The sequence below is a fragment of the Bacteroidota bacterium genome, assembly GCA_016720935.1.
Taxonomy (GTDB): Bacteria; Bacteroidota; Bacteroidia; order AKYH767-A; family 2013-40CM-41-45; genus JADKJP01.
This window is the reverse complement of sequence record JADKJP010000007.1, coordinates 899,944-922,099: the sequence shown is the minus strand read 5'-3', so window position 1 is coordinate 922,099 and position 22,156 is coordinate 899,944. Positions and strand designations below refer to the sequence as shown.

Sequence of the window (22,156 nt, the reverse complement as noted above, 5' to 3'; positions counted from 1 at the left end):
AGTTCGGTTTGCAAACTTTTGTTCTATTAATATTTATTAATTTACCTTGTCCTCACCTCGTCGTGGTAAATGAAATTTCATACCCGTAAACTGTTCCAAGGGCATTGGTGGCGTAGGCGCGCAGGTAATAGGTGTAACCCGGAAGAAGTCCTTCCAGGATACAGCGGTAATCCCCGGTTCCGCCGCCGGACTGGATCGTGTAAAAAGCAAGGGATGGATTTCCGCTATAATTATAGCATATTCCCCGCGCAGTGACCGCACTGCCACCGTCGGAGACGACTTTTCCGTCGAAGATCGCCCCGTTCGCATAGATACCGCTCACCGAACCGTCGCTTACGTTTGGAAAAGCATAGTGGCCGTTGGAGTTGTCAAGGAATTCATCCATGACATTGTCCCTTTGGAGAGGCTCCTTTTCGCAGGAAATGAGAACGCCTGTAAAGAAGGCCAGGAGGAGCAGAATTTTCTTTTTCATCTGATTTAGTCTTTGATCTTCCAGGAATGCCATTCGGTACGTACATCAAAGCCGGAACGCAGGGATGGTTTTTGTACACTGCCGTTGATACGAATGGAAGCGGCTTCGACCTCCCTGCTGACTTCATCAACGAGTGCACCAAGTTGCAGTCCGCGACCGTTGTAGCGAAGCGATTTTAACAGGCAATAAGTGAACAAACCGTGTTCAGCCTCCCGGTAACACAGGGCAGGCTGACGGGCTGTTCCTGCCGAGAATACGACAGTCCGTTCCGGAACTGCCGCAGGAGAAGAAAGGTATCCGACACCACGGGAGGAAAGCAATACATTCCCGCTGCGGCCGGCTCCCGAGAAACAGGCATCCAGAAAAAGGACGATGCGGGAAGCAGGGGTGGATGCGATATCGGTCATGAGCCTTCGGAGGCTCAGGGAACTTTCCAGGGAGATCAGATCGGCATCCACCGGCAGGAGGAAACTCTCGCCGTCCTGGGTCCCCGGCATACCGTGACCTGAGTAGTAAACAAAAAGTTCCGGTTTTCCTGCTGCCATGGAGGCCGCCTGCACGAATCGCTTCAGCAGTCCTTCCATCGTGCCGGCGGAAACATCGGTGCGGAAGAAAATATTCTCTTCGGGAATTCCGAGCAGGCTCACAGCATACATCCGGAATGATTCTGCATCACGGACGGCGTATTCGGTGTTGCTCAGCCCATGTCCATAGGCGGCATAGTTTTCATTCCCGATGATGAGTGCAAAGCGGTTGAAGTTGGCCCTTGCTTTCAAGGGAAGCGGAGAATCCACATCAACCGGAAAAAGGGTATTCGACTCCGGTTCTGATTTCACGGAGCTTTTCCCAATGCTGATGTAAGTGTATCCCGATTCGGCCGTCTGGGCCGGACAAGCAGTGGGTTGCAGCAAGAGAAAGCAGCAGCAGCAGCAGAACAGTTGTTTCTTGTGATCCATCGTGTTGTGATTAAAACCGGAAGCAAAGCCTTGCGCTTGCGCCGGCAGGACCTGCATATACATCAAATACAGTCTGTGTAGTTGACTTCAACCCTCCGCGGCCTCCACTCGTATTACTGATTCCTTTTAGGAGAACACGGAGAACATCTCCCGCCCAGATACAGGCCGCCATCCCGGTAAAGAAGTTGGCATTTTTCCGGTAGTACTCTGCCTTTTCATAATAGCCGTTGATCTCGTATTGCTGCACAGCGGAATGATAGGCGGTGTAATTGTTTTTCATCTGTTCGCGCGAATAGAAGGCACAGCCAAGTGACGCAAGGAAGCCAAGCGTGATGTATCCCGGTTTGATCATCACCGCATCGTCTCCGTTCACGAACATGTCTCCCAGCCCGGGGCAAAAGGCGGAGAGCAATGCGTTCGAAGGTCCTCCTGCGGAAGCATCCCTAACGACAGTAGAAGGCATCCAGGCAGCGGGCAAGACGGTGATCACCGCTTTTATTTCTCCCGACCAGGACCCCAGATCTGCACCGGCATCCCAGGTGATCGTTTTTCCTGGACCCGGTACGACATTTTTCAGATCGCCCCACAGGTTGATCGGAACGATGCTTCGTTGTATAGTGCGGGCCTGAAAGACAATGCGAATGTCGCAGCGTTCTTCCGGACTTCCGATGAGGTCGTAGGTGACCACGACCGTGTTGCTGACCTGGCTGATATGCACATTGCCGGGCATGGCTGCTCGAGCAGATGGCATCAACCAAAGTGCGACAAGCAGGAGGCAAACGGAAAATAGGTCTATGCTCTTCATCGTGGATATACGGTTACATCGGCAATTTCATAATCCGGCGCGGGGTTTTCTTCCGAGAGCCGTTTCAACAACAGTTCATAGAATTCCTGCCGGGAGAGGAAGCGGAGCGGGTAGATGCCGGCCTTTTTCCCTGCTGCGCCGGATGGCAGATCCACAAGAGGAGAGAACAGGAAATGGAAGCGGTGCACGGAGGGCCCGTTCGTGTCGTTGCCGGTGAAGACCAGGTTGCCACACGCGGAGCCGTCATCCGGCGGTATGCTCAACAGTTTCTCATTTCGAACTGTGATGGCCGCGTCTTCCGGAACGAACACGGTATCTGAAAGATCCGATTCAATGAACACATCCAACCTTCCGAATTGTCCGGATTCAATATGAATCGTAAAGGCATCCCCTTCCCGGAAGACGGTTTGCTCCTCACTTCTGCCGGAAAGTGAAATGAAGCATTTCGCGACATTCCTTTCGTATCCTACTGGAAATACAAACCCGCTCACTTCCGCCCGCATCCAGGGCCGGCCATCGCGGCCAATGAATGGAGTGAACAGCGGCAGGTCCGCATCTCCGGCCCAGCGTCCGGCGATGAGTGACTGGCTGAAGGATCTGAAGCTGTCGCTCATGCCGGAATCATGCGGATTTGCAGAAGCAATAAGACTGGTTTGTATGGAAGCGATATCCGTTCCCCGGACCCTGCCCATGGCATCCAGGCGTGCCGCGGCCAGCAGTTCTGCTTTCAATGCACGGATCGATTGCTCCTCCCGCAATGGCAGTTCTGCCGAACCCCGGCACGGTACCGGCTGTTGCTGTGCAGCCGCTCCGGCAGCAGACAGGAGCAGCGCGATGCAAACGAGATACCACTGAAGGTTCATTGATTTTGTTCCTTTTGGAGTTCGTTTATTCCTTGCTCGTAAACCTTGCGGAACTGTTGTTCGTCAAAATCCTGACGCAGACGGTCATCGGCCTTGATACGGCTGACCGTTTTAGTGTAGAGCTCTTCCTGTTCATTTCCATGGCGACCCAGTAGGTGTACAGACCCGTCGTCTTGTTCTTGTAGAGCTCCTCGCCGATGACGATGCAGTTGGTCAGGTGCTCACGGGTCCAGAGTTCACCGATGGCCTGGTAATTACTGTTCAGCTCCGTCTTTTCCAACTTGCGTTCCGCGGTATAGTCCTTCAGGTAGGACTTGACAAGTGAGCCTGCGGTCTGGGCGATGGCCAGTTCGGATTTCATCCGGGCCCTGGTCTTGGCCTGGGAGATGTCTTCACTCTCGTGGGAATAGACCGCACGGATGAATTTGTTGTCGGAGTGGTACTGGCTCCCGCTGAAGGGCGTTTCGATGCGCACCTGTTCTTCCACTTTGGCAAGAGGTTTGGAAGGTTTGCAGGCGAAGAAGAGTGCCGGAAACACGGCAAGGAAGGCGATGACCTTTGCGGCGATCCGGCCTGTGATTTGAATTGGAAATCTTTTCATGCTCGTTGAGGATTTAGAAGGTTACTCATCCAATAACGACCTGCTGTTTCATTTATATCATCCTGTGGAAATTATTTTTTCTTTTTTATATCTCTCCTGTGATATTTCAACGTAAGTGGATCGTTTTACCTTTTGGGAAGGACCGGTGTGCGGTACAAATGACTCCCGGATGGATATCGAATATCATTTTTAAAAACACCTGCAACATGCTTCAAAAAAACAACATCAAGCGTCTTAAACGCAGTCGGCATCTGACTTTTTATTGTTATATGGATCCTGATCATCTGACAAAAGTGTACGAATGTCATCGTATGGATTTTTTCAAGATAAAATTGTTTGCCAGTGACCATGATGGTTCTATGGGAGAAGTAAATTTTATGATCCGGGACAGAGAGAATCCCGACATCTTCGTCGTACTCTATTGCCTGATGCAGGTTCCGGGTACGATCTTTAAATTAATGTATTGGAAGAATAACCTTGTCAGAAATGAAAATATGGGAGGGGGAGGCTACTCACCTTGCGATGATCCTGCTTTTATTGATGACGAATTGTTCCTTTACCTCATCGACGATTTTATGAAAAATTACCTGGCGGATCATTATGTCCTCGCCATCGAAGAGGAGCACAGTACCCCGAAAAAATAGTTTATCCCGACCGCCGGCAGGTTTCCAAAAAAATGGAATGAATCACCTGCCTGCGATCGGATCTGCCTCAATTTAATTTCCGGGGGTATGAAAGCCCCCGATGATTTTCCTCGAGGGCTGACGGAGAATCGATTCTTGCGTGCAGATTTTTTCAATAAATTCAATCGTGGGTTCCGTTCCGGTAAGCAATCGTTCGGTGACGAGTTTACGGTGAATATTGTCAACTTGACCGCCTGACAAAGGATAGAGTGACGAAAGCCTGAGGGCTTGCTCTTCGCTGAGGTTCTTTATTCTGTCACGGAGAATGGCGGCGCGAACAGTTTCCGAGGGCAATTCGAATTTGATCTTGTAAAGAAAACGTCGTTCAAAAGCAGGATCAAGATTCATTTCCAGGTTCGTGGTGCAAAACAGAATGCCTTCAAAGCGTTCCATCTCTTCGAGAAGAATGTTTTGCATCGTGTTGTTCATTTGATCCACAGAATCCGATACGGTGATGCGGTTGCTGATAAGCGCATCCGCCTCGTTGAGGAAGAGAATGGGCATGGGCCCGGGTTTTTTCATGCAGCGACGGTAGTCGTTAAAAATCTTGCGCGTCCTTTTTTCCGATTCGCCCACATATTTATCACGTATGCTGCTGATCTCCACTTTAAAAAGTTCACGGCCCGTGTTACGGGCGCTTTGGTACACCGTTTCGGTCTTTCCCGTTCCCGGCGCGCCATAAAGCAAGATCGCCATTCCGGGAATCATCCCTTCCGCGGACAGATTTTTTTGAATGACCGGAAATTCCGCTTCACTCAACAAACGTTGAAGAGAATCAACGGCCTCCTTTTCCGAAGGGTTGAAAAAGAGTTTGCGCTCGGGAAGACCGGCAGGGTTGATCATCTCCGGAAAAGCGGATGCGTGTTCGTTTTTTTCGAAAAGAGATTTGTCATTTCCGAAAAGAGCTTCCAATCCTGCTTCGGTGAGACTAATGCTGTCGCCGACCTGGAAATGATCGTCCTCTAATTTCACAAGCCCGGTCTCCAGCGTTTTTGCATTTCCCAAAAGGAACATTTTTTTAATATTCATGCGTTGGGAATATTTTCTGTACACGTCGGAAAGGTAGGAGGACATGCTGAGGGACCTGTACCCTTCGATCTTGTTGCAGTACAACGCAAAGAGAAGGACTACTTCCTCTTCGGAAAGCAAATATTTTTCGATGGTTTTCGAAATGGGCAAGGAGGGATTTATCTCCGTGAGTTTTATGAGGTATTTGTAAATAATGTCCGCTTCCATCTTCTCCTCCCGAAGCAATTTGAAATAGGAGGCGACAATGTCGGCAAGGCCAAAGGCATCGGTTTTAAGTTCCATCCCGAGGACGTCTTTGTTTGCGAAGATCCTGCTTTGGATCTCCGGCCCGACGATATAACTATATCGGTTTCGAAAATCGTAACATCTGAACACAAGGCCTTTTTCGTGTAAGCGATTGAGAATGGCGGTTAACTCATCGTAACGCGCCAGCGTATAGTTTAATTTTCGTGCGATTTGATTCGTGTTAATTTCCCCGTCTTCGAGGGTCATGGCGAACAGCACCGCGAAGACCGCCACCTCTTCCCCGGTCATGCCGAGACGTTCCGCCAATGCAGTTTTTGATTCCTCCTCGTCATCATCAAGGAGAAACACACCGTCGATCCCAAAATCCTCCGATACATCCTGGCGGTTTGAGACACTATGGATCAATTCAAGTAAGGTTTTAGTTTCAGTACCGGTTTTTTCGTTTTTCATGTGACCCCTGTTTTCGTGTTAGACGTTTCTAAGACTGGTTTATATCAATTCGGGATACTGATTCCGGAGATCTTTTTCCCTTTACCTCCAATTGCGGTCAAACGGATCGCCCATGATCATTTCACGATATTTTTGCTTGTCGATGTGGAGATAAAGCATGATCCTGTCGGGATGCCCTTGCGGTTGATCACCCTTCAAGAGTGAAGAGCGGATGCCGGCCGTCGCAAACATGGAATTATAAGCTGAAACGACATTGCAAATGGCATCCATGTTTTCCTTTTGGAGATCCAGGCAGTCGATCGTCACCGCCCAGCGTTGAGGTTTTTTTAAAATAACGACACTTTTAATATAGAGATGCGAAATGAGCTCTGTAAGGATGCTTACTTTCATTTCTTCCAATTCGTGTTGTATTTTCTCGTTCAAAGAATCCTCTGTAAGTCTGTCGAAATCCATGTTTGTCTGATTTTGAGGTGAGGTGCCGGTGAATGCTGTTTCCTGATAACGCCTGACCCTCCCGGATATATCAGCAGGGGATTTAATTTTTTTACCGGTGGATTTTCTTCTGAAGTGACTTCCGGCTTTGTAAGTAACCTTTGGTTATTAGTTATTGTTGGTTATTAAGGGAATGGTGAATTGAAAAAATCCGACAGTGGGCGTTGCTATTGAAAACCCACCTTCAATTTTTCTTTCAAATACAATTTCAACTGAAAAAAATTGGTTTAACCCAAGCAATCCTTCATTCGGCTCCGGAAATAAAATAGCCAGTCCCGCAAAACCACTTAATAACCCAATAACCAATAACTCAATAACTCAATAACCAATAACAGAAAAACCACCACTTAAAAGTCGCGAACCCCGGTCACCCGGCGGCCTTCTCTTTTGCTGCCTTGAGTTCCGTATCAAAGGAGACATGCGGCAGGCCCAGGCTTTTCTGCATGTCCTGGATGAGCCGGTTCAGGATGAATTTGGAGATCGAGAACATGATCCGGTGATGCCTCCATTTCCGGAAGCAGAAGACAAATCCTGCCACAGCGCATAAGATGATCTGCCATTTGTAATTCATCCCGATGATCAAAACCAACAGCATCGTGATTCCGGTGATCAGCATGCCGGCCTGTGCGAGCCGGCAATATTTATGGTCCCTGTCCAGGTCCTTCTGCAGGTCATTCCACAGGGCCCTGTACGTTTCTTCATTGTACCCATTCGGAAAAAAATCCATCATGTCCGTAAATATTAATTAATCTGAAAAAGTTCTCACACCCCCCCCCCGAATTTTCATAAATTCCACCTACCAATACACTAAGATCTGTTTCTAAATTATCTATATCTCAATAACTCAATAACTCAATAACTCAAAACCAACAGCCAACAACCAACAACCAACAACCAAACCCACTCCCACTAATAACGTTCCGTACCTCTGAATATATCATAATTTAGTAAATTTAACCACAATGGATTACGCCTCCTTCCTTCATTACATATCCTCCTGCAAGGATCCGGTCATTCTCGTGGAAGGCACACGCAATCTCCCGGACGCGGATCGTCCGGCTCTCCTTCGTTTGGCCGAAATGCTTGCAGGCAGATTGCCCGGCGCCATTTTCCGCACAGGCAATGCCACCGGATCGGACGAGGCCTTCGCCGAGGGTGTTTGCCGTGTGGATGCGTCGCGCTTGCAATACATCCTGCCAAGTTCCGGAATGGGCAAGTCGAGGAAGAACCCTTCCGCCTATTCCGTTGCAGTGGAGAATATTTCAAGCGTGGAGGAGCCGGAGCTGGTGTACAGGACCAAACAAGCCACGCCGGCCAACGCAAGACTGATCGACCGTTTTGTGCAACGTGAAAAGGGACAAGCCTATGCAAAAAGTCTGTACCTGCTTCGCGATACCCTGAAAGTAACCGGGTCCGCCGAACAGGGACTTGCCCCCGCAAGTCTTGGGATCTTTTATGTGGACAGGAGCCGGGAGGGTGGCGGGGGAGGAGGCACCGGACATACCCTCCGCGTTTGCGAGCAGGCCGGTGTTCCCGTGATTTTGCAGGAAGAATGGATGCAATGGCTCCGGGAGAATGTTCAGTGAAGTTGAAAAGACATTTTTGCAGCCGAGCGATCCGTTCCGATTTTCAAAAACATTTTTCTCGCTGACCGGGTATTGCACTCATACTTTCGACTGATTTTTTCCCCCTGACAAGCTTCGAATTATGAGTTTGAGTCGGGTACACCGGAAGGTGCAGTTCTCCTCTCCGGGAGCCAGTGATTCATGATACATATCATTCCCACAAATGCTATTGAAGAAGTATTTTTAGTTTCGTTCATTTCACACTTTTAAGATGCTTCTACTATATTTGAATCGGTGAATTCAATGAAAGAAATTTGTTTTATTTTTAAAATATCCGGTCGCATGATATACAAAACACCTTCAGCCGTTATCACTTTAAACACCTTATATTATGAAACCTTTCTTTTCTTATATATTCCTTTTTATTCCTCTTACTGCTTCCGTTTCAATCGCGGACACAAAACCTGAGTTTCATTGACAGTTTCCCCGGGCCTGCTCAACGCATGGCTGCTACGGGTTCTTTTTATGACGGGAAATCCCGGTTTATTTACGGCAGCGACAGCCTGGGCGGGTATTCGCATGAATTCCATGAATACAATCACGTCACCTCTTCGTGGGTTCGGAAGAACGACATCCTCTTCCCCTGGCGCTCCGGAGCCGTCGCGGTGCATTGTAACGGAAAATTGTACACCGGCATCGGCTGCGATGAAACCACACTATCCAACTGGACCTATTACCACGACCTCTGGAAATACGACGAAAGCACAGACACCTGGACACAGAAGGCTGATTTCCCCGGCGGCGGCAGGGAATATCCGGTGTGCGAAGTTGTTGGAAATAAAATATACATCACCCTCGGGGATTCACTGGATCCCGTACACGGCTATACGATGAACCACCGGGATGTATGGGAATACGATACCGCCCTGGACAGCTGGACGCGCCGCAGTGACCTTCCGGTCGCCGGCCTTCGCGTAAATTTCGTTTCATGGGCACGGAACGGATCCTTGTACATGCCGATTCAGGGAACGGGACCTGCGTCGGTATTGTGGACTTACGATACACAACTTGATGCCTGGACGATGATCGGTTCCCTCGACCCTGCGGTGGTAGCTGGCAACAACTGCTTCAGCGGAACGATGCAGGGCCGTGCCATCCTCTTCTCCTGCAGTCCGGCGAATTGGCATAACGTTACCGTGTATGAGCAGGATCTTCAAACCGGGAGCTTTACCTACCTCGACACGTTCACCCTGCCCGGTTCCCCCATGGTCGTAAACTCCGACACTGCCTCGGTCTATTTTCTGATTGATCACAATTTCTTCTCCACCGTTTACCGGGGCGGATTGTACGCGTACCGTGTTCCCCTGCCTACCTCGGTAGAAAGTTCACTTCCTGAACCTGAAAATCCTGAAGTCAGCATCCGCCAGGACCCTTCCGGATCCCTCAGCATCAGCAATCCATATCCTCACCCTGTCGTCCTTGAATGCTGCGACCTCTCGGGGCGCCTTCTTCTTCGCCGGGAAATTTTGCCGGGGGAGGAAATGATCGGGGAGGGAATTGTGCGGTTGACGGGGTATGTTCTGTTTTCTGTGATTAGTGAGGGAAAAACAGTGCAAACGGGCAGGATCATACTCATATAGTAGAACGAATATTTTTCGTTCAGAATATTTGCTTGAATAAATTCTTTCAAAGATAAAATGAACAAATGCTGAAAATATTACACACCGCCGACTGGCATCTTGGTAAAAAACTGGATCGATTTTCCAGACATGAAGAACAGGTTGATGTTCTTGACGAGATCTGTAAGATAGCAGAGAGCGAAGGGGTCCATGCTGTAATTATTGCCGGGGACTTGTATGACACCTATAATCCGCCCGCTGAATCGATTGAACTGTTCTATAAAACGCTGAAGAGACTTTCCTCTAACGGCAAGAGGGCGGTAATTGCAATAGCAGGAAACCATGATTCTCCGGAACGGATTGAAGCCCCGGATCCCCTGGCAAGAGAATGTGGCATCTTGTTCTCCGGTTTTCCTCAGTCAAAATTGAGTTTGCTTGATCTCCCTGATGGGATCAAGGTTAGTAAGAGTGATGACGGATTTGTGGAGCTCGTTTTGCCGGATGTGAATTTCCCACTTCGCATACTTTTAACACCTTATGCAAATGAATTTCGGTTGAAAACCTATTTGGGTGAGCAGGATTCCGAAGAGGAATTGCGTGACCTGCTCAGGAAACATTGGAAAAAGATCGCCGATGAATATTGCGATTCAAAAGGCATTAATATCCTGGTAGCGCACCTGTTTATGATGACTCAGGGGCAAGAAAAGCCCCAGGAACCTGACGACGAAAAACCAATTCTTCATGTCGGCGGTGCCCAGGAGATATATACCAGCAGTGTCCCACAGCAGGTACACTATGTTGCCTTGGGACATTTGCACCGCAACCAAACTGTTGGGAATAAACCCTGTCCTGCAGTGTATAGTTCCTCGCCGCTTTCCTACAGCTTCGCTGAAGCCGAGCAGGATAAATATGTAGTAATTATCGAGGCGAATCCCGGAGAGAGTGTAAGAATACACCCGCATCAATTAGAAGCAGGTCGTCCCTTAAAAAGGGGAAGGTTTGAATCTTTAGATGAAGCAAAAAGATGGCTACTCGAAAATCAAGAAGCTTTTGTTGAAGTCACGATTGTTACGGACAAGTATTTGGATGGCCAGGCACGGAAAAGTCTTGCGGATGTACATGAACGAATCATTGATGTCATCCCTGAAATGATCAACTCGGGATTGGAGCCTGTAAGTCCTGTTCAGATTAACCAAGCCCAGGATTTTGAAAGTTTATTTATTGATTACTTTAAATATAAAAAGCAAACTGATCCGCCTCTATATGTTTTAGATTTATTAAAAGAAGTTCAAAGTATTGATGAAACCGAACAGCTATGATCCCATTATCATTAAAACTAAAAGGAATTTATTCTTATCAGGAAGAACAAATCATTGATTTTGCCAGGCTTACTGAGGCTGGATTGTTCGGGATATTTGGAAAAGTCGGGTCGGGGAAATCAGCTATTCTTGATGCGATTTCATATGCCATCTATGGGGACAATGATCGCTTTCAAGGTAGAAATGTTGATCTTAAATACAATATGATGAATTTGAAGTCAAATGAGATGATCATTGATTTCACTTTTTTAGCAGGATCGCAAAAACGGAAATTCACTATTAAAATAAGGGCGTTAAGAAACAAGAAAAAATTTGATGAAGTTACCATCAAAGAGCATAATTATTATGAACTATTAAACGATGGACTTGTCCCAATTCTTCCTGAAGTTATTATCTCGGAAATCGGTGTCTCTTACGAAAATTTTAATCGAACAATTGTTATTCCACAAGGGAAGTTCCAGGACTTTCTTTCATTGAAACCAACAGACAGGACGCAAATGCTGCAGGAGATCTTTAATCTGGGCAAATATGATCTTTCTTCTAAAGTGAAAATTCTTTCGGATCAAAATAAAGATAGCCTTATAAAAATAAATGCGCGATTAGAAGGAGTGGATGATGTGTCAACTGAAAATATAAATCTTAAGAAAGAAGAAAAAAGTGAACGTTCCAAGAAAAAGGATGAATTGGCACTTCAGATTGATCCCGCTAAAGCAGAATTGAACTTGTTGAATCAGCTTGCTACTGACCTTAAGGCTTATGAAGAGAAAAATGGAGAATTGGCAAGCCTGCAGGGGAAGGAACAGGAATATGTTTTAAAAGAAAAGGAACTTAGTGAATTCAGGAGCTACAAGACTGAATTTAAGCCCCTTTTTGATAACCTTTCTGCTGATCAGAAACAGTTGAACACATGCAATGCTTCGATAGAACAATATTCTCAAAAAGACGGAATTATTACGGAGCAATTGCACAAAGCAAAAATTGCGCTTGATATAACACAAAATGATAAAGCAAAAATCCCGACTCTTACCAAAAAGGCAGATCAGTTAAATCAGCTTGTATTATTTTATGACTTGAAAAAACGGCACGAGAACTTGCGAAGTCGTTTAACTATTGAAGAAAGCAAAATAAAGGCAGACAACAAGAAAGTAGCTGATTCAAAAAAGAGTAGAGATGCTGTTGCCAAAGAAATCGTTGGGTTAACGAAGAGTGCTTCCAATCTGGAGTATCTCAAAAAGATAAAAAATTGGTATGACAAGAACAGAATGCTCGAAGAGAAGGAGAAGGAGATGCTGGAGGGATGGACGGACGTTAAAAATGAAAAATCTGAAAAAAATAAAGAACTAACTATACTGAAGAAAGGGGCGTTTAAAAATATATTTAAAAAGTTACCTGCTGACTTTGACATTGATGAGTTTAAGGAAATTTGGGAAGAAGAAAAGAGCGCTTTTGAAAATACGCAAAAGGCTTTACTAGATCAAAAATTGAAATTGTCAGTTCAGCAGAAATTGGTAGATCATGCTTCTAATTTGACGAAAGGAGAGCCTTGTCCATTGTGCGGATCAACGCATCACCCCAATCCAATGAAAAAAATTGACATTAAGAGAAAACTTGACGAAATAGAAAATAAAATTGAAGGACTGGATACAGAATTAAATATGCTGGATGAGTTATGGGGAGACATGAAATCAATTTTAAAAGACATTAAGCAATTAGTGAAAAGATGTGAGGATGCAGAGATAAAATGGAATAAAAGCAAAGAGTCTAAAAATGATCATGCCAAAAAGTTTCCAAAGGGAATTTATAAAAAGGAGCAAGTTAAAGAATTTGAAAAGGAGTGGAAGGAACTTGAAAGTAAACAAAAAAAGTTACAGGACAGCAGTAAGATACGAGAGGGATTGGATAGAGAAATAGAAAAAATGGAAGATCATCTTTCTAACGAAAAGTTGACCTTCGAAAATAAGAAGCGCGAAGAAGATCAGATGGCTGGTCAACTCGAAGAGAAAATTAAGTTATTTACCGTAATTAGTATCGAAGATTACAAGGATCGACCAGCAACCTCTATTGAAAATGAAATCAGGAGCATTCGTTCGAGTATAGTAAATATAGAAACGACTGAAAAAGAGCGATTGCAAGAAATCAAGGATTTGGATCAGGAGCAGTCAACAATTAGTGGAAGTTTAATTGAAAAGAAAAGGGAAAAAGAGCGACTGGAAGCCAGTATTAGTGATACGAATATAAAAATCGACACATCTACTGAAAAATTAGCGCGTGATCGTAATGAAGTACTGGCCATACTCGAAAAGCAACTTGATGAAAAAAGGATTACTGATGAGGTTGAAAGGTTTAAAGCAAATCTTAATCAATTAAAAGGTCAGGTATCGGAGTTGCAGGGGAAAACCCAAGGAAAAAAAATGGACGTAGAAAGGTTAAATTTATTAAGAAGCCAAATACCATTACAGCTAAAGGAATTGGAGGAACTGAATGGAAGTATAGCTGTCCTTGAAAATGATATAAATGTTCTTGAAGCGAAGCTTACAGAGAAACAATTATTCCTGAAGGAAAAGGAAAAATTGACAGAGCGCGAATTGAGTCTTGGGGAGTTGACAACTTTGTTTAAATCAAAAGGTTTTGTGAATTTCCTCTCATCAAAATACCTGAATAATGTAGTGCAAATAGCCAATCAGCGGTTTTACAAAATGACCAGGCAAAAGTACAAGCTTGAGCTGACGGCAGATAATTCCTTTATGATTAGAGATTTCATGAATAACGGCGAACTGAGACACATTAAATCCTTGTCAGGCGGTCAGACTTTTCAGGCCGCTCTTTCGCTGGCCCTGGCATTGTCCGAAAATATTCAACGCAACGCCGGAGTGGACCAGCAATTCTTTTTCCTCGACGAAGGATTTGGTTCTTTGGATAAAGAATCATTACAGGTGGTGTTTGATACATTAAAGACGTTACGAAATGAGCGCCGGGTGGTTGGACTGATTTCACATGTAGAGGATCTGCAGCAGGATATTGACGTTTATTTGAAAATAGAAGAAGATCCGGTTTCGGGTTCTAAAATTGTAAATAGTTGGTCAAGTAATTAATTATATAGTTATGAGAATATTCTTTTCAACTTTATTTGATCAAGAAACCTATCCCGTGAATGTTTTCTCAACAAATGGGATAGCCGTCGGAGATCTTCACGCTGGTCCAGTGGGACTGATTGGTTTGCTTGAACTTCACTTGGGATTAGCAAACCATCAGCCGCCTCATGCACTGAGGTTGTTAAAATCTAGAGATGCGCTGAAAGCAAATCTCAAAGGTGCATTTTATGAGCAATCGTTTAGTGCTAATGACCTGGAAGTAAGTCAAACACTCCTACTGTGGAGAGATGAGTTGAAGATGGCAGGATGGGATTTTAAAGTTAAGAAGGGAATGCCTAAAAGGTTAATGGATCTTGCTAAAACTGAAACATGTTTCGACCAACCTAATAATGGATTTGCTGACCGATTTAATAATGTTCTTTATAAAATAAAGGAAGGAGTAAGGCTTCCTGTGCGGGAGATCACTCATTTAGAACCGTATTCACTTTTACCGGAGCCCTGGAGAAGAATGTTTGATGCACTAAAAAAATCGAACATAGAAATTATTGAATATTCTTTTAATAGGAAAATAGATACAAATACAGATTTAGGAATTTTGCAACAGTATGTCCACTCCGGAACCAAAGAAAAAATAAAGAGAATTCCCAAGACTGATGGTACATTACAAATACTGAGATTTCCAGATGTGCTTTCCGCTGCTGATGGTATAGCAGCAATTCTTTCAGAAGACCCCTTGTATAAACCATTGGTGGTAAATGAGAGTGGCGAACCTTCGTTGTCCTTTGCTCTTTCAAAATTTGGATTGCCTACTTCTGGTCAGAGTATACAAATGATAGTGGATCCGCGTATTCATTTGTTGCGGAGTTTGAAAGTGTGGTTATGGAAACCCAATGAAACGCAAGGTGTTCTCGAATATTTCTTAAGTCCAATCAATATATTTTCTCAAAAACTTTGTAAAAAACTTGCTAAAAATTTCAAAGAAAGCCCTGGATTTGGTAGCGAAGCATGGACGAATAGTATTCGTGACTATCTAGATTCATTGAAACCGGAGGAACGGGATAAGAAAGAAAGAGAAGTGACTGAGCGATTAGAATTTCTGATAACATTTGGAAGAAAGAAAAATGAAAAGTTTAAAGTTGATGAATTAATCAAATTCTATAAGTATGTGTATGTAATATTAACACGGCGATTGCATTTTAGAAAGGAGGATCCTGTTCTGTCTACATTGGAAAGGCTTTGTACTACGTACGCCGAATTTTTAATTATTCTTGAATCTTTACCACAGGATTTAGAAATGAATGAGTTGGACATTGACAAAATAGTAGACTTGGTACTTGCCTCAGTTGTTTTGCCAAACCTGGAAAAGCAAAAAGGAAGTCTTACCGAATTGAATTCGTCGTCACTTCTTGTTGGAGGAGTAAAAGAGTTGTTATGGTTTAATTTCTACGGATCCGCAAGCAGAGCGGCAATTTGGGATCACTGGACAGGATTGGAATTGGATTGGTTAAAGCAGGAAGGTTTACTATATGATGAAGCATCTCAATGTGCGAAAAGACAGTTCTATTTTTTAAGGAATTGGATTAAGTATGTAACTGATAAAGTCATCTTTGTAATACCCAATTTTGTGAACGGAGAAACCCCGCAACCGCATCCGTTCATGCCATACATGGAATCTCTTTTTGAGGATCTTCAATCTATAACATTTAATTATCAAGTTCCTTCTGATGTCAGATTACTTAAAGGGGAGAAATTAAAAATCGTAGAAAAGAGATTGGATCTAATACCTTCCTTTCCTGTTTATTGGAAGATAGGAAATGACAATATACTTTTAAATGAACCTAGAGAATCTGGTGAATCTCACAATAGTCTGATAAAGTTATTGAAGTATCCTTATCAATGGGTATTGGAGTATAAAGCCAAGCTGAAACGCGACAATGTGATAACCTTTGACTCAATGTATAAATATCTTGGAAATCTATCGCATCATTTGTATGAAGAACTATTAACTACCAGTGACATACTGACAATGCCTAAAACCGTTATAGATCAATTGTATGCTCGTCAATTAGAAATAGTTATTTCGGAAAATGGTTTGCGATTATATGAATTCGGACAAGAAAGCTATTTGGCGGCCTTTAAAAATAAACTCTTGTTTAACTTCCATATTTTATTGCAACATATTGTTAGTGGTGGCTGGTCTATCATTGGCTGTGAATTGACAGAGACAAAGGAGATACAAGGGATCTGTATAAATGGTAAATGCGACCTATTACTTCAAAGAAAATACAACGGAGTTAATCAAACATGCGTAATGGATTTGAAATATTCAGGAGCAAATAAATACCGCGGCCTCATGGAAAAAGGAGAGGATCTTCAGTTGGCTATATATTCCAAACTCTTTGAAACAAGTAGCCAAGACTCACCAACTGCATACTATATTATAGAACAAGGATCTTTATTTACGCGGGACATTTCTGCGTTTCCCAATGGGGTTTTGGTTAATAGCCACATTAATAATTCTATATTATACTCACAATTGATTAGAAAGTTGGTTAAAACAATTCTTTACAGGCGTGATGAGATTATGAGCGGCAGTATAGAAGTGGGGGAGGATGTGTTGTGTGAGAAGTTAAATATATTCACTGACTGCGATAATGATTCCCATATATTACCAGAAGTGGTAAAAATGAAAAAGACTAGATCCAAATATAACGATTTCACAACATTTATTGATACGGAATGAAGAAGACGAAGATTAGATTAATTAGTGCGAGCGCTGGAAGTGGTAAGACACATCGTCTGACAGAAGAATTTGCTGCATTTATATCTTCAGTTGGGAACTACAACTTTCATCCATCACAGGTTATTGCTACAACATTTACACGGTTAGCGGCAGGTGAATTGGCGGATAGGGTGCGTCGTAAAATTATTGATGAAGGGGATATTGAAAAAGCATCCGTTATTGACCAGGCGATGATTGGAACAGTCAATAGTATTGGTGGTCAGTTGCTTTCACTATTTGCGTTTGAGGGTGGCTTTTCACCCACATTGCATGTCATTGAAGAGGAAGAAAAAGAATTATTATTTCAGAAAGCACTTTCTCTTGTTTTTAACGATGCGTCTTCCGATGCCTTGGTTCATTTAGAAGCGAAATTTAATCTTCAAGGGGACTTGGCTATTATTCGAAGTTTTATTCAACAGGTTGTCGATTCAGTTAGGATGAATGGCATAGGCGTAGAAAAATTAAACGAATTTAAGGATGATTCTATAAAGGAATACTTGTCCCGGATACCTGATGCGAAAAAAAGTCTTGTGGATATAAGGAAACAGATTGTGGATTTTATCAAGCCATTGAGAAAAATAATTGAGGATCTCAATGATACTACTAATGACACCCAAAAATTACTTAAAGATTTGGAGTTATTTTCTTATCGGATTGATAATGGTCATTCAGTGCCTTGGTCAGACTGGGCAAAATTGGCGAAATCTAAAGTGGGCGCAAAGTCGAGAAAGGATGGAGCTTTTGATCTTATTCAGGAAATTCTGAACAAACATATTGCATTAAAAGAATTTCAACAGGATATTAGGGAATACATATCTTTTGTTTTTGAGAAAGCTGCTGAATGTTTGACTGTCTATGAGAACTTGAAAAAAGAGCGTGGTCTTATTGATTTTACAGATCAGGAGGCGAGTTTACTTAACCTGCTGGACAAGCCTGAAGTGCAAGCCGAGTTTAAAAATAAATTCAAGGTGATTCTTGTGGATGAATTTCAAGATACCAGTCCTCTTCAATTAGCATTGTTTGTGAAAATGGCCAATTTGTTGGAACATGTTATTTGGGTAGGTGACCCGAAGCAGGCTATTTATGGTTTTCGAGGTGGTGATGCTCAATTAATTAATGCTGTTTTGCGGATTTTCGGTAAAATAGATCCTCAGGATATTCTAACTCAATCACGCCGATCACGTCCTGATCTTCTAAATTTGACAAATAGTATTTTCTTGCCGGCATTTAAAAAGGCTGATGATTTATTAACCGAGGAACAAATCATTCTTAAACCTTACCGTAAAGAGCGTAGTGAATATTCTCCTGCTTTTGAATCATGGGGTTTTACATGGAATTCTCCAGGCGGTCAGGTAAATAAAGATAGTCTTGAAAAGTATATAAGTAATCTGGCTGTTAAAATACAGAACTACCTGGAAGACCCTGCAATTAAAATTGAAGAGAAATCATCTGGTGTTTTACGAAATGTAAGACCAGGAGACCTGGCTATATTATGCAAGACCAATAATGAATGCAGGTCAATTGCAAGAATACTAAGGAATCATGGAATACAATCCGTAGTATCCAATTCGGGTCTTTCGCTTACAGCAGAGTGGCGCCTTTTGAAAGCCTGTTTATGTCTGGCGAATGATAAATACGATAGTCTGGCAAGGGCAGAAATATTATTTTTAGTAGAGGAAGGCCATTCAATGCCATCTATTATAGAGGACCGATTATCTTTTCTTTCGCAAGAGCAAATCGAGGGTATAGATTGGAAAGATGACCACCCATGGATTTCCTGGATACTAAAGAATCATGATCAATTCCGGCAACCTGGATTGGAATTGATGATTCGGAAAATATTAAATGGACTCCCAGTTCAAAATCTGGTTATGCAATGGGGCAATGCTGCTCAGCGAACAGCCAACATGCAACAAATTTTAAATTATGCAAATCAATTTGATGCGTATGCCGCAAAACTGGGCTCCCTGGCTGACATAAATGGATTTATTACCTGGTTCGAGCAATTGGTGGAGGATGAAATCGATGAAAGAGGTCTCTTCGTAAGTGACCAGGCGGTAAATATTCTAACGTATCATAGGGCAAAAGGATTGGAATGGCCCGTTGTAATCTTATTTAGTCTCGACAACGAAAACGAACCTGACATCTTCGATAAAATTCGTGTTTTACAAAATACAGAATTGGATCTATCAAGACCGCTTAATGGGAGGGTTTTGCGTTTCTGGCCATGGCCGTATGGGGAGCAACGTGATTTCCCCCCATTTACTGATAAATTTGGGGATGCAAAAGAGTTGAGCATAGTGCAGATTTTACACCAGCAAGAGTCTCTTAGGTTATTTTATGTGGGATGTACCCGTGCAAGAGATTATCTGATTTTCTGTCATAGAACCCACAAAAAGCAGCTTTGGTTGGAGCGGATCCTGCCAGGTGGAGTTAAATCAATTGTTGGAGACGATGATAGACCTGGAATAGTCAATTCAAAATTAGAAGGTTGTTCTATCCGATGTAATGTAAGTGTAAGCTCCTATAGCGATATTGCTCAGACTACTGTGAGCGAAATGTCAACAGTAAATGTTTACAAGGAATACTCCAATACGACATACAGTCCTTACCTCATTAATCCATCCAGTCAACCGCCTCCACCTGAAGCGAAAATTCTGAATCGATTCCAGATTTCTGAACCTTTGGTATTAAATCAGAAAATTGAAGGTGAATCAGCTGAATTCGGGACTTGTTTTCATCAGCTTTATTGTGCCCTTGATCCAGAGATGCCTGCTGTTCAAGCGGTTAAATTAATAAACTCACATTTAGTGACATATGGTTTTGAAAAGTGCATCGATGCAGGTAATTTCTGGAATGGTTTCAGGAAATTTCATACCTTTTTGCAGGAGAAATATTCGCCATTAAGAATGCATAAAGAATGGCCGATGATGCAGGAGAAAGACGGAAGCTTAATCCGTGGAGTTGCTGATCTGGTTCTGGAAACAAAAGATTCCATTTTAATCATAGATTATAAAACGTTTACAGGGCATGAAAGTGAACTCGAGTCAAAAGCGCTTTCTTATGCCGGGCAGCTTTCAACTTATGGCAGTATTTTAAAGGAAACATTTAAGAAGCCGGTAAGTGATTATCTTTATTTTCCTGTGTATGGAAGCCTAATTGAAATTTCGGGTTAATAGTATTTTAAATTGCGGAAGATTAAAAAATTGATTATTCATGGAAACTCAATCATTAAAACAGGTCAGCTTCTTTCAACAAATTGTTGAACAATGCAAAGAACACTTTAAAGAAAAGCTCCTATATGATTCTATTGAAGAAAATGATTTAGGAATGAAAAATCTTTTACTGCAATTTAATTTTTTTCCAAAAGAAAAAAGTGTATTGTATCCTTCATTGGATGGCTCAGTAGGAGTTTATGAATCAATTCCCACAGTTTTGCATGTTTACGTTAACTACGAGAATTTAGCTGATTTCTATTACGTTGGATCAATGAATGAGCAAGGGGCTTATGAGGGTCCAGAACAGTATGGTTCAAAAGCGGAAGGAGAGCAAGAAATTGACATATTCTCATTAATTGTAAATCAACCTGAAGAATTAATCGAATTAGTTAATTATATAAAATCTTTCAATGAAAATAAAAAGCTAACGATAAGCCGGAGCTATAAATTCAAAAAAATTAATACTAAAAATATAATTGATGGAATATACATTTATATTCCAATGCTTTCTGACAAAATGATTGAGTTTGAAAAGATTAAAAAAGAATTTTCAATTTCCGAGTACCACAATATTTATTTTAATCAGTATCCAGATGTTGATCGGCCTGATAATATGTCGCTAGAAGAATATATGCTCAATTATAACAAGGAATGGAGCAAGAAACAGAGTGAGTTCGAAAAAATAAAAAACCTGTTTCTTGGATATGTCGAAGGGGCAGTTAATTCCCCTGGAAGTGGGGATATTTTTATGAACCCATTTATGTTTAATATGAATATATCAGGGTATTTTGAGAGACTTCGAATAGAATTTAATAATGCATTAGTCGACTTGAATAAGTATAAATATGTTTCAGATGGAAATTACAATAAATCAAGAGATCCTTATATATATATTATATTTCGATTAAATTCAAAAACATCATACATTTCATTTTATGATTTTCTGGCAAGTAGTTTAGAAGGCGATAATTTGCGTAATGAGTTGATACAGGAAAATAGGATACCTAATGAAATTGAATATATAGAAAATTTAGCATCAAGTATTCAATATACAATAGAATGCAGACTTTATAAAAATCTGCTTGAAAAAAAAATGAAATCCCTTATTAGAAACAGAGAGAACTATGAATTACAGAGTAGTCTTAGCAAAGTAAGACTAAATTATCTTTCTGATTATTATGAACGCGATCATAAGCTAATAGAAATATATCGTAATCCATTGCCATATATAATTGAAAGTGGATTTCGTAAATTTATTAAATCGAATGAAAATTCTGAGATCTTGAAATATGGTCAACAATTATTAAACACCTTACTTAAATGCAGATTATTCATTCCTCTTGAAGAGTATATATTTGATAAAAAAAATACATTAGAAATAAAAGCAATATTTGACAAGACATACTCCGATAGACCTAACACCGATGGTACTTTAAGCGATAATTACAACGAATTTTGTAAAATAATCGGGCAGACTAATTATGAGTTTAAATGTTTTAATAACTTGTTTAAGAAATTAAGTAATAATGAGGTGTCCAAATCTATTGGCGATCTTATTAAATTTAGAAACCGTTATGCTCATGCTCCTTATGACGATATTAGTTTCATTGCTATGCTTAAAGACCAATTACCTATCCTTATGCCTTATTTTAGAGAAGCTTTCAGTGGTGTAGAATTCATTATTCCAGCTGGTTTCAAAATGGTTAATAATAAGGCAATTCTTAAGGCAAAGAGAATTATGGGTTTTGAATCACAATTTGATACGATTGAAAAGGAAATTGATGTTCAAGATGTGATTAAATACCAATCGGATATATTGTGTGCATATAACGAGAATAATAATGCTGTTGTGACTTTTTCATATTTCTTGAAATTTGAATATTTTGAAACAAAATTTATTGAAATTGGTCTTTTCGATCGATTGGTTGATGGAAAACCTAAATTTGAATTTTAAAATAAGTCTT

At 42.0% G+C, this 22,156-nt stretch carries 16 protein-coding genes; 8 read left to right on the top strand and 8 right to left on the bottom strand.

The genetic code is table 11. The features are described 5' to 3' along the window. Positions 1-52 precede the first annotated feature (52 nt). The 5 genes from IPP86_17835 to IPP86_17815 are packed head-to-tail and all read right to left on the bottom strand — an operon-like array spanning position 53 to position 3,697. Positions 53-505 (bottom strand): hypothetical protein, encoded by a 453-nt coding sequence (locus IPP86_17835; GenBank protein ID MBL0140363.1) that lies wholly within the window; start codon positions 503-505, stop codon positions 53-55. Further along, a complete protein-coding gene (locus IPP86_17830; protein ID MBL0140362.1) occupies positions 478-1,485 on the bottom strand; it encodes a caspase family protein in 1,008 nt (335 codons plus the stop codon). Before IPP86_17830 ends, IPP86_17835 begins: the two co-directional genes overlap by 28 nt. Further along, positions 1,439-2,233 (bottom strand): hypothetical protein, encoded by a 795-nt coding sequence (locus IPP86_17825; GenBank protein ID MBL0140361.1) that lies wholly within the window; start codon positions 2,231-2,233, stop codon positions 1,439-1,441. Before IPP86_17825 ends, IPP86_17830 begins: the two co-directional genes overlap by 47 nt. Continuing rightward, positions 2,230-3,096, bottom strand: coding sequence for a hypothetical protein (locus IPP86_17820; GenBank protein MBL0140360.1), 867 nt, complete (start codon positions 3,094-3,096; stop codon positions 2,230-2,232). Before IPP86_17820 ends, IPP86_17825 begins: the two co-directional genes overlap by 4 nt. 25 nt (positions 3,097-3,121) lie before the next feature. Beyond that, a complete protein-coding gene (locus IPP86_17815) occupies positions 3,122-3,697 on the bottom strand; it encodes a hypothetical protein (protein ID MBL0140359.1) in 576 nt (191 codons plus the stop codon). Positions 3,698-3,903: 206 nt separating this feature from the next. Between IPP86_17815 and IPP86_17810 the strand changes: the two genes are divergently transcribed. Beyond that, a complete protein-coding gene (locus IPP86_17810) occupies positions 3,904-4,341 on the top strand; it encodes a hypothetical protein (GenBank protein MBL0140358.1) in 438 nt (145 codons plus the stop codon). A 72-nt stretch (positions 4,342-4,413) separates the two neighbouring features. On the opposite strand, the gene IPP86_17805 is transcribed toward IPP86_17810, so the two are convergent. The 3 genes from IPP86_17805 to IPP86_17795 form a co-directional block, all read right to left on the bottom strand. Then, positions 4,414-6,105 carry an AAA family ATPase gene (locus tag IPP86_17805; GenBank protein ID MBL0140357.1) on the bottom strand — a complete coding sequence of 564 codons (1,692 nt, stop codon included), beginning with the start codon at positions 6,103-6,105 and terminating at the stop codon, positions 4,414-4,416. A gap of 81 nt (positions 6,106-6,186) precedes the next feature. Further along, entirely contained in the window at positions 6,187-6,558 is a 372-nt protein-coding gene (locus tag IPP86_17800; protein ID MBL0140356.1) for a hypothetical protein, read from the bottom strand. 406 nt (positions 6,559-6,964) lie between these two features. Next, complete coding sequence (locus IPP86_17795; protein MBL0140355.1) at positions 6,965-7,327, bottom strand: hypothetical protein; 363 nt, start codon at positions 7,325-7,327, stop codon at positions 6,965-6,967. A gap of 451 nt (positions 7,328-7,778) precedes the next feature. On the opposite strand from IPP86_17795, the gene IPP86_17790 reads away from it, so the two are divergent. The 7 genes from IPP86_17790 to IPP86_17760 all read left to right on the top strand — a co-directional run bounded on the left by IPP86_17790 (position 7,779) and on the right by IPP86_17760 (position 22,146). After that, a complete protein-coding gene (locus tag IPP86_17790) occupies positions 7,779-8,183 on the top strand; it encodes a hypothetical protein (GenBank protein ID MBL0140354.1) in 405 nt (134 codons plus the stop codon). 482 nt (positions 8,184-8,665) lie between these two features. Beyond that, on the top strand, positions 8,666-9,802 hold the full coding sequence (locus IPP86_17785; protein MBL0140353.1) for a hypothetical protein: 1,137 nt from the start codon (positions 8,666-8,668) through the stop codon (positions 9,800-9,802). A 68-nt stretch (positions 9,803-9,870) separates the two neighbouring features. Then, on the top strand, positions 9,871-11,100 hold the full coding sequence (locus IPP86_17780; protein ID MBL0140352.1) for an exonuclease SbcCD subunit D: 1,230 nt from the start codon (positions 9,871-9,873) through the stop codon (positions 11,098-11,100). Further along, on the top strand, positions 11,097-14,192 hold the full coding sequence (locus IPP86_17775) for an AAA family ATPase (protein ID MBL0140351.1): 3,096 nt from the start codon (positions 11,097-11,099) through the stop codon (positions 14,190-14,192). Before IPP86_17780 ends, IPP86_17775 begins: the two co-directional genes overlap by 4 nt. 10 nt (positions 14,193-14,202) lie before the next feature. Beyond that, positions 14,203-16,935 carry a hypothetical protein gene (locus IPP86_17770; protein ID MBL0140350.1) on the top strand — a complete coding sequence of 911 codons (2,733 nt, stop codon included), beginning with the start codon at positions 14,203-14,205 and terminating at the stop codon, positions 16,933-16,935. Further along, positions 16,932-20,150 carry a UvrD-helicase domain-containing protein gene (locus tag IPP86_17765; GenBank protein MBL0140349.1) on the top strand — a complete coding sequence of 1,073 codons (3,219 nt, stop codon included), beginning with the start codon at positions 16,932-16,934 and terminating at the stop codon, positions 20,148-20,150. The genes IPP86_17770 and IPP86_17765 overlap by 4 nt, the downstream gene beginning before the upstream one ends. A 40-nt stretch (positions 20,151-20,190) precedes the next feature. After that, positions 20,191-22,146: a hypothetical protein gene (locus tag IPP86_17760; protein MBL0140348.1), complete on the top strand. Its 1,956-nt coding sequence runs from the start codon at positions 20,191-20,193 to the stop codon at positions 22,144-22,146. Positions 22,147-22,156 lie beyond the last annotated feature (10 nt).